8 protein-coding genes and 1 pseudogene are annotated in these 8,612 nt (G+C 64.2%); 7 read left to right on the top strand and 2 right to left on the bottom strand.

Translation table 11 applies throughout. The features are described 5' to 3' along the window. The 5 genes from WAN71_RS15590 to WAN71_RS15570 all read left to right on the top strand — a co-directional run. On the top strand, nucleotides 1–801 hold an 801-nt coding region (locus WAN71_RS15590; RefSeq protein ID WP_422226194.1), incomplete at its 5' end, for a spirocyclase AveC family protein. Continuing rightward, complete coding sequence (locus tag WAN71_RS15585; RefSeq protein WP_422226193.1) at nucleotides 794–1,783, top strand: SDR family oxidoreductase; 990 nt, start codon at nucleotides 794–796, stop codon at nucleotides 1,781–1,783. The genes WAN71_RS15590 and WAN71_RS15585, both read left to right, overlap by 8 nt. A 2-nt stretch (nucleotides 1,784–1,785) precedes the next feature. Further along, nucleotides 1,786–3,003 carry a cytochrome P450 gene (locus WAN71_RS15580; protein WP_422226192.1) on the top strand — a complete coding sequence of 406 codons (1,218 nt, stop codon included), beginning with the start codon at nucleotides 1,786–1,788 and terminating at the stop codon, nucleotides 3,001–3,003. A 113-nt stretch (nucleotides 3,004–3,116) separates the two neighbouring features. After that, nucleotides 3,117–4,601, top strand: a complete 1,485-nt coding sequence (locus WAN71_RS15575) for an aldehyde dehydrogenase family protein (protein WP_422226191.1) — start codon at nucleotides 3,117–3,119, stop codon at nucleotides 4,599–4,601. Between the two features lie 144 nt (nucleotides 4,602–4,745). Further along, nucleotides 4,746–6,206 carry an adenylate/guanylate cyclase domain-containing protein gene (locus tag WAN71_RS15570; RefSeq protein ID WP_422226195.1) on the top strand — a complete coding sequence of 487 codons (1,461 nt, stop codon included), beginning with the start codon at nucleotides 4,746–4,748 and terminating at the stop codon, nucleotides 6,204–6,206. 33 nt (nucleotides 6,207–6,239) lie between these two features. On the opposite strand, the gene WAN71_RS15565 is transcribed toward WAN71_RS15570, so the two are convergent. Together WAN71_RS15565 and WAN71_RS15560 are read right to left on the bottom strand one after the other, a co-directional pair. Beyond that, entirely contained in the window at nucleotides 6,240–7,283 is a 1,044-nt protein-coding gene (locus tag WAN71_RS15565; protein WP_422226190.1) for a TIGR03857 family LLM class F420-dependent oxidoreductase, read from the bottom strand. Continuing rightward, nucleotides 7,280–7,663: a nuclear transport factor 2 family protein gene (locus WAN71_RS15560; protein WP_422226189.1), complete on the bottom strand. Its 384-nt coding sequence runs from the start codon at nucleotides 7,661–7,663 to the stop codon at nucleotides 7,280–7,282. Before WAN71_RS15560 ends, WAN71_RS15565 begins: the two co-directional genes overlap by 4 nt. Nucleotides 7,664–7,763: 100 nt before the next feature. Between WAN71_RS15560 and WAN71_RS15555 the strand changes: the two genes are divergently transcribed. Next, nucleotides 7,764–8,333, top strand: a complete 570-nt coding sequence (locus tag WAN71_RS15555) for a TetR family transcriptional regulator (protein ID WP_422226188.1) — start codon at nucleotides 7,764–7,766, stop codon at nucleotides 8,331–8,333. After that, nucleotides 8,330–8,612: pseudogene (locus tag WAN71_RS15550) on the top strand (aminoglycoside phosphotransferase); the annotation flags it as partial. The gene WAN71_RS15555 and the pseudogene WAN71_RS15550, both read left to right, overlap by 4 nt.

Genomic DNA, 8,612 nt, shown 5'->3' with positions numbered 1-8,612 from the left:
ATCGTGTGGCAGGACCCGATCATGAACTGGTCGCCGTTCGCGGTCTACAACCCCGACCTCGTCCACTGGCCGGAGTCGTGGCCGCTGGTGTCATTGTCGCCGTCCGTCGAACCATTCGTCGTATTCGGTTATGTGATGTTCTATTTCGGGCCTTACTTCCCAGCGGTCTGGATTCTGCGGAAGCTGCAGGCTAGATACGGGCCTACGTCGTTCGTGTCGCGCCACCCGCTGGTCAGCCTGGGCCTTTTCGCCCTGGTGATCGGCTTTGTTTTCGATGCTTTCCTGGAGAACATTCTCATCCACTGGGGCATGTACATCTACTCGCAGGTGATTCCGTGGGGCTCGGTGTTCACCGGCACGACCTTCCAATTCCCACTGATCTGGGAGTCGTTCTCGGTGACCTTCGTTATGGTGCCGGCGGCGATCCTCTGCTACCGCGACGACACCGGGAAGTCGGTGGCCGAGAAGCTTGCCGCCAAAGCGAAGATCTTCCCAAGTCGCCCTGTGCTGGGCACGTTCCTGGTGATGTTCGCCATCATCAACGTCTCCTACTTCGCCTACGGCGCATGGTTCGCCGCCATCAAGATCAGCAAAGCGGCGACCTCCGTCGCCTGCCCGTGGCCTTACCCGGAAGCCAAAGTCTATGACCCACAGGGCTTTTACGAGAAGGCGGGCGCACAAGGCCCGTACTCGGTCGGCATCTGGTCAACGTGGGCGAGCGGGGAGCCGAACGGACGGCCGCACGTCGACCCGCCTCAGCCGGGCCAAGGCGCCTGCGAACCCGCGAGGTCGAATGGTTGAGCCGCGCACCGTTGTCATCACCGGTGCGTCCCGCGGGCTGGGGTTCGCATCGACCGTGCGCCTGTATCGCGAGGGGTGGCGGGTGGTCGCGGCCATGCGGACACCCGACCGCGGGATTCCGCTGCTCCGACAGGCGACTGGGGCCGCTGAAATCGACGACCGGCTCATCGGCGTGCAGCTCGACCTTACCGACACCGCGTCGGTCGCCACGGCGGCCAAGGCAATCGAAGAAGTCGTCGGCACGCCCTATGCGCTTGTGCACAACGCCGGAATCTCCGCCGCCGGAATGGTCGAGGAGACCGATATGGCGCTGTGGCAGCGGATGTTCGCCACCAGCGTCCTGGGTCCCGTCGCACTGACCCAGGCTCTGCTGCCGTCGATGCGGGCAGCGGGCGAGGGGCGCATCGTGTTGGTGTCCAGCGCGGCCGGGGTGCGCGGCCAGCCGGGCACCGCGCCGTACTCGGCGGCGAAGGGAGCGTTGGAGCGGTGGGGTGAGTCGATGGCGTGCGAGATCGCGCCTTTCGGTCTCGGTGTCACCGTTTTGGTCGCCGGCACCTATGACACCGAAATCATCACCGACGCCGGCACCACCGATGATCGCAATTTCGAGGGCCCCTACGCCCGGCTGCATAACACGATGAACACCCGCGGGCGCTTCGCGGTGAGTTTCGCCAGGCCACCTGAGCGGTTCACCGACGGACTACTCAAGGCGCTAGACGACCGAGGGCCGTTCCGCCGCCGCGGCGTGGGCCCGGACGCCTCGATGCTGTTGACTTTCAACAGGATTCTCCCGTCCTCCGGCATGCACCACATGTCGCGGGTCGTGCTCGGCATACCCCGACAGGGTTCGATGCGTGGCGGAGCCTGGCCACTGACGGTGAGTCAGCGCGCCATGGCACTTGCCGCACGCATTCTTCCGCAGCCGGTGCTGCAGCGCTTGGCGTCGATGGCGGCGAAGCGCCGCAAGGGAAATAAGGGGTAGTAATGGAACAGCTTTTTGACGACCTCGAGGATTTCGGGTCGTTCGACGACGCGATCTCCGGTGACGTGCGAGACCCGTACACCGAACTGGCACGGCTGCGCCGCGAGGAGCCGGTCCAGCGACTCGAGACGTCCGGGGCGCTTCCGCATGAGGAGTCGCTTCCCATGTTCATCGTGTATCGCCACGAGGATGTGCAGCAGATGCTGCGCGACAACGAGACGTTTTCGTCGGCGGCCGTGATCGCCGCGTTCGGCCCGGTCCTGGGTGAAGGCGTGATGCTCGGCATGGACGAGCCCATCCACGGCCGGCTGCGTTCATTGGTGTCGAAGGCGTTCACGCAGAAGTCATTGGCGCGCTGGCAGGACGAGTTGGTCGGCCGCGTGGCAAATAGCCTGATCGACAACTTTGCACCGAATGGCAAGGCAGATCTGGTGAAGGAGTTCACCTTCGACTATCCGAGCCAGATCATCGCGGGCCTGCTGGGCTTGCCGGAAAAGGATTACCCACAGTTCCAGCGGTGGTCGATTTCGCTGCTGAGTTGGCTAATGAACCCGGAACGCGGGCTTGCGGCATCGGCTGCCCTGTGCGACTACTTCGCCCCCATCCTCGATGCCCGCCGCGCCGAGCCGAAGGACGACCTGATCAGCGCGCTCGGTGCGGCCGAGATCGACGGGGAAAAGCTCGCGGACGAAGAGATCTTCTCGTTCCTGCGGCTACTGCTCCCCGCAGGCGTCGAGACGACCTACCGGTCTCTGGGCAGCCTGCTCTTCGGTCTCTTGTCGGATCCGGCGCAATTGGACGCGATCCGCGCCGACCGCTCGCTGGTGCCGCAGGCGATCGAAGAGGGCGTGCGGTGGGAACCACCGTTGCTGACCATCACCCGGGTCACGACCCGCGACACCGAACTCGGCGGGGTGCCGATCCCGGCCGGGGCGACGGTGATGCCGATGCTGGGTTCGGCGAACCGGCAAGAGGATCGCTACCCGGACCCCGACACCTTCAACATTCACCGACAAGCCAAGGCAAATCTGGGCTGGGGGCACGGCGTGCATGTCTGCCTGGGCATGCATCTGGCCCGGCTCGAAATGCGCACGGCCGTCAATCTTCTGCTGGACCGGCTGCCGAATCTGCAGCTGGACCCCGACGGAAAAGACCCGCACATCCGCGGGCAAGTTTTCCGGTCGCCGACGTCGCTGCCGGTGCTCTTCGATCCCCAGTAAGACACCCCGCAGAGGTTGCACCTTGTCAATCGGCTAGTTTCCAGTAAGGCTCTCCGTAGGGTAACCAGCGCCTGCGGGACGCCCCGCCAACGAGTCAAAAGAGAGTGACAGACATGACTGAGGCTGTAAAGGTCCGCTTCGAGCCGAAGATGATGATCGACGGCAAGCTCGTCGACGGCCAGGCCGGCACGTTCACCAACATCAATCCGGCCACCGAGGAGCCGATCGGGGAAGTCGCCGACGCCTCGAAGGAGGACATGCACCGCGCCATCGACGCGGCCCGCCGGGCTTTCGACGAGACCGACTGGTCGACCAACCGCGAGCTGCGCAAGCGCTGTCTGTTGCAGCTGCACGACGCGATAGAGGCCGAGAAGGAGGAGCTACGTGAGGAGCTCATCATTGAAGTCGGCTCTCCTCGCGCCATCACGTTCGGCCCGCAACTAGACGCCCCGCTGGCCGACGGACTGAAGTACCCGGCCAGGCTGATCGACGAGTACGCGTGGGAAACCGACCTCGGCGACAGGGTGATCAGTCTCACCGGCGCGAACACGTCCATCAAGGTCTGGCGGGAGCCGGTGGGGGTGGTCGGCGCGATAGTGCCGTGGAACTTCCCCTTCGAGGTCACCCTCAACAAGCTCGGCCAGGCATTGGGGACCGGCAACACGGTCGTGCTCAAGCCGGCGCCCAACACGCCGTTCAATGCGACTCGGCTGGGTCGGCTGATCGCTGAAAAGACCGATATTCCGGCCGGTGTCGTCAATGTGGTGACCGCATCGGATCACTTTGTGGGCGAGGAGCTCACGCTGTCGCCGAAGGTCGACCTGATCTCGTTCACCGGTTCGACGGTGGTCGGCAAGCGGATCATGGAAAAGGGCGCGGCGACCATGAAGCGGCTGTTCCTGGAGCTCGGCGGCAAGTCCGCCACCATCGTTTTGGAGGACGCCGACTTCGGGCTGGCCTGCGCGATCGGCATCGCGCCGTGCATGCACGCCGGCCAGGGTTGCGCCAACCCCACCCGGATGCTGCTGCCGCGGTCGCGCTACGAGGAGGGGGTGGCGATTCTGAAGAGCATCTACGAGAACGTCACCTGCGGCGACCCGCAGGATCCGGGAACGTTGTGTGGTCCGGTGATCTCGGAGAAGCAGCGTGACCGGGTGATGGGCTACATCAGGAGGGGCGTCGAAGAGGGCGCCACGGCCCTGGTCGGCGGCCCCGACGCGCCCACCGGCTTCGACAAGGGATTCTTCGTCAGGCCAACGCTTTTCACCGATGTCGACAACTCGATGACGATCGCCCAGGAGGAGATCTTCGGTCCGGTGCTGTCTGTCATCCCCTTCGACGACGAGGAAGACGCGATCCGGATCGCCAACGACAGCGTGTACGGGTTGGCCGGCAACGTGATGTCGGGTTCGCTGGAGCATTCGCTGGCGGTGGCCCGCCGAATCAAGGCCGGCTTCATGGGCGTCAACGGCGGCGCCCCGTATGGCGCCGACACACCTTTCGGCGGTTACAAGGACAGCGGGGTGGGACGCCAGAACGGTGTTGCCGGATTCGACCAGTACACCGAGATCAAGTCCGTGGGTTATCCCGCCGGGTAGACCGCCGCGCGCATAGCGCAATCGGTGTCGCCGCTCGGCTACGTTGTTTCCGTGACCAAGGCGCGTTGGCGTGCGCACACCGGCAGTGGCAACGATTCGGCCACCGGAACCGAAGCGCGCCGAACGAGCGCGCGCAGATTGTCGATGCGCTACGCGGCCGGTCTCGCGGGTGCCCACCTGCTGGCGGTCGGCGATGCCGCTGCGATCGTGATACCGCTACACGGCCAAACGGCCATCGGCGCGTATGCCTACTTCGGTGCGAAAAACATGATCACCGCGGTGATCCTGGTTGTGCTGGGAGCCATCGGCGTCGCGGTAGGCGGGGCCACGATTCTGGCTCCGGTGCTGCGGTGGTTTGTCCGCGGCGACCAACCCAATCCGCATCAACGACGGGCAGTGACCAGACTGGTCAGGCGACAGTCGCTGATCTTGGCGGCAACGTGGGCCGCAAGCGGCGTGATTTTCCTCGCGCTGAACCTCGATGGCGGTATGACGCTTGCAGTGGCAACCCTGCTCGCGGTCGTATTCGGCGGCAGTGCGGCAGCAGGCCTGAGCCTTTTGCTCACCCAGCACTCGCTTCGCCCGATTCTGGTCGCCGCGACCCAAGGCTCTGAAGGTGTCGTGATAGCCCCACGCGTGCTTACTCGACTTGTGGGCATGTGGTTGATGGGCTGTGGGCTGCCCTGCGTGGCGATCGCGGCTTTGATCGTCATTCGTTCGAACGGTTGGATCATCCAGAAGACGGCGTCGGTGGAGATGCCCATCCTGGTGGTCACTCTTGCCGCGGTGCTCCTGGGACTGCCCACGATGATCCTGACATCGCGGTCGATTTCGGACCCGGTGCGAGAGGTCGTCGACGCGATGGCACAGGTCGAACAGGGCCGAATCGACACGTTCGTCGGAGTCTACGAGCGCTCTGAAATCGGGCGTCTGCAAAGCGGATTCAATCGGATGGTTGCCGGGATCGCCGAACGCGACCGACTACGAGATCTGTTCGGCCGTCACGTCGGGGCGGATGTGGCCAGCCGCGCCATCGAAGAGGGCACTTCGCTGTCGGGCGATGTAACCGAGGCGGCAATCCTTTTCATCGACCTGGTGGGCTCGACGACATTGGCGGCCAACCGGTCGCCGCAAGAGGTCGCTGAGGTACTCAACGACTTCTTCCAGATTGTCGTCAGCGCCGTCGACGAGCGAAATGGCTTGATCAACAAGTTCCAAGGAGACGCCGCGCTGGCGGTCTTTGGGGCGCCGTTGCCCGCGGCTGGCGCGGCGTCGGCGGCAATGGCGACCGCTCGCAACCTGCGCAGCCAATTGCGTAGGCTGCCCGGCGTCGACTTCGGGATAGGCGTTTCGGCCGGTCCCGTATTCGCCGGGAACATTGGCGCCGAAAACCGCTATGAATACACCGTCGTCGGCGATGCGGTCAACGAGGCCGCGCGGCTGGCCGATTTCGCAAAAGCGTTGGACCGACGGATCGTGTGTTCAGCCGCGGCGATAGATCGTGCCGATGCGGCCGAGCGACAGCACTGGGTCGCACATGGCGACACCCTGCTGCGGGGCCGCTCCGAGTCCACTCGCATCTGGACACCTGAGGCTGACAGCTGAGAGTATGTGCGTGCCGCCCAACGATTCTCGGCGCTATTGACCGGTGCGGCCGTATTGGTCGATTATGGGTTGCAGCTCGTCGGGGGTGGCGCCGTGCAGGATGACTCGGTCCGCGCCGTGGGTCAGCTCTTGGCGGATACGCGTCACGCACTGCGTGGGTGAACCTGTTGCCGCCGCCGCCAGCCATTCTTCCGGCAACACAGTGGCAATGTGTTCGAGCTGCGAAGCAGTGGCCTTGCCGTCGATGGCGCCCGCAATCGAGGCGACCACCGGATCGCTGCGAAAGCGTTGCAGAGCAGCGGGATCCCAATCGTTAGTCCGGACCATCAACTCGCCGTAGCCCTGGAGATAGGTGGCGAGGCGTCCGACCGTTTTGCGGAGACGAAGCGCTTCGGGCAGATGGTCACCAACCGTGGCCAGACACGACCAGACCCGCACGGAGTCAGGGTCGCGGCCGGCTTGCTCTGCCGCCTCTTTGACTGTTGCGGCGCAGCGTTGCAACGTCTCGGGCGGGAAGTAGGTGTGCAAGATGACGTCGTCGAAGACGCGGCCACCAAGCGCGAGGGTCTTCGGTCCGAACGCCACCAATGCCAGCTTGATGTCTTCGTTGAAGTCGGCGTCGAGGAACAGCACGGGGTAGCGGCCCATTGGTCCGTCGTGGTTGAGGATGGCTTCGCCGCGCCAGAGGCGGCGCATCACCTGAGCCCAGTCCTGCATGTGTGCAGTGGTGACGTCAGGAATGTTGAAGGCGGAGTAGATGGCCGAGACCCCGCGGCCGATGCCGAGGGTGAACCGGCCACCGGATAGGCGGTGCATCGTGGTAGCCCATGACGCGGTGATCAGCGGGTGGCGGGTATTGCAGTTGGTGGCCGCGGTGGCGACGTTCATCCGGGTAGTCACCGCGCAGGCAGCACCGACCAGCGATGAGGCCTCTTTGACGTTCCATCGTTCCGAGATGAACGCGGTGCCGAAGCCGAGTTCTTCGCCGCGTCGGGCCTCCTGAACCAACGCTGCTGGACCATCGTTCGCTGCGCCACCCAGCAGGTAGAACCCGAGCTCGTCGTGCGTGGGTGTCATTGCCACACACCTTCCTTGTAGCCGAAGTTGTAGACCTCGACGATGCGGCCGTCGACAACGCGGAAGATTTCGATACTGCCGACGCTGGTCTCGGTGCCGTCGTTGAGTGTCATCGTGGCCTGGTAAACGATCGCGACGTGTTCGTCATCGTCGCCGCCGATAACAAGATTGAGGTCAAACCGTAAGGTGGTGAACACCTCCCACGTGTCGGCGATGCGTTGTACCGCTTGCGAGCGAGTAAGTGTTCGCGCTTCACCCACGTCGTGACGGACGACCTTGTCTGCAAACAGTTCTTCTGCCAGCGCCAGGTCCCGATTGTTCCAGGCGACGAGGTTATATGCCTCGACCACTTCGCGGGGAGATCGCACAGCTGCAGTCACTGTTCCCTTCCGCAACGCATTAAGGTAACATCGTTTCCCCAAGTAAGGTAACATAGTTTTCTTACGATCGGCAATGCCGGGGTGAGGAGCAGATCAAGCCGTGCCGAAGCCACTGTTGAGCGCTGACGCCATCTTCGACGAGGCGCTGCGCTTGCTGGCCGAAGAGGGCGCTGCTGGGCTGACGGTCCGCAATCTCGCCGCGCGCGTACGGTGTTCGAACAAGACGCTCTATCAGCAGGTCGGTGCCCACGAAGTCTTGGTTCGTGGAGTGGTCGCGCGGGCGTTCGCGCAGCTGGAGCTTGCGTTTTCCGCCGACGCCGCGTGGGAGGTCGCCGTCGAGTCGTGGTGTATGGCGCTACGCGCGGAGCTGCTCGATCATCCCGACTTGTGCAAGCTGATGACCACCGCTGACCGCGATGTCGTCGTCGACTATATCGGCCAGTTGATGGCGGTGCTCGAGCGAAACGGATTCACACCCAGCCAAGCGATACGGGCGGGCGGAATCCTTGCCCACGTCACGCTGAGCATGACGCTGTCCGATGTCGCAGCGCCGGGACAGTGGGACGACCCGCGCGTGTTCGCCACCACCGTTCAATGGCTCGTCCAGGGAATGGCCCTGATGCGGTCAGCGCGTAGCCCACGGCGAGTACGGAAAAGGACTGCGTCATGACCTCGGCACTTCCCATGGGCCCCGCAGAAATCACCGCGACTTGGCTGGGATCCGCGCTGAAGGAAGAGATTTCGTCGGTCCGCGTGGACCCGATCGGCACCGGGCAAACCGGTGCCACCTACCGCATCACCCCGGCCTACGCACGGCCGTCGGAATTGCCACGGTCGTTCATCGCGAAGTTGCCATCCCAACTCGCGGAGGTGCGCGAGCGGGTCGCGCTGGGATACCGGGCCGAGCACGCGTTCTATACCCGAGTCGCCGACACCGTCGCAGTGCCGC

Source organism: Mycobacterium sp. (assembly GCF_049280035.1).
In the GTDB taxonomy this organism is placed as follows: Bacteria; Actinomycetota; Actinomycetes; order Mycobacteriales; family Mycobacteriaceae; genus Mycobacterium.
The sequence above is the reverse complement of the archived record's forward strand: the minus strand, read 5'-3'. Positions and strand labels throughout refer to the sequence as shown.